Below are 683 nucleotides of genomic sequence, written 5' to 3' on the forward strand. Positions count from 1 at the left end.
GGAGCACCGCTGCCCACTGTGGGAGTGGTCCACCCAAGCTTGATGCCGAACACGAACTGGGAGACGAAGCCCAGGACGAACACCGGGATGGAGATCAGGATCAGGGAGAAGAACAGCAGCCCGGAGTCGTACCAGGTGCCCTTGCGCAGTCCCGCGATGAGCCCGAGCAGGACGCCGAAGATCGCTTCGAAGATCACCGCGATGATCGCGAGCTTGACGGTGTTGGGGAACGTGTCCGCGATGACCGAGAGAATCGGACGTCCGGAGAAGTTCTTGCCCAGGTCCAGGGTGAAAACGCCCTTGAGGTAGAGCAGGAACTGGACGATGAACGGCTGGTCCAGGTTGTACTGGGCCTCGAGCGCCGCCTTGGTGGCGTCCGTGCAGCCACGATCACCGCACAGCGCGGCGGTGGGATCGCCGGAGGTGGCGAACATCAGGAAGTAGACGATGAAGATGGCCCCGAAGAACACGGGGATCATCTGCAAAATGCGTCGGATGAGATACCAGGCCATGTCAGGCGGCACCCCCTGACGCGTTCGGGCGCGATGGCGCCGGTGTGGTGGTTGGCATGGTGGAAGGACTCCTGCGAACGGGATGGTCGGGCTGGCTCGTGGATGTGAGCTCCCGGACCTGGGCAAAGCGGGACCGGCCCGCCCGCCGTGATCGACGGCGCGCGGCCCGGT

The 683-nt window shown here is 64.4% G+C and carries 1 protein-coding gene; it reads right to left on the reverse strand.

Going from position 1 to position 683, the window contains the following annotated elements; translation table 11 throughout:
* The coding region (locus tag GTW58_RS13365) for an ABC transporter permease (protein ID WP_168023591.1) at positions 1–512 on the reverse strand (512 nt) is incomplete at its 3' end.
* Between the last annotated feature and the right edge of the window lie 171 nt (positions 513–683).

It is taken from the genome of Kocuria subflava, from assembly GCF_012163155.1.
GTDB classification, from domain to species: Bacteria; Actinomycetota; Actinomycetes; order Actinomycetales; family Micrococcaceae; genus Kocuria; species Kocuria subflava.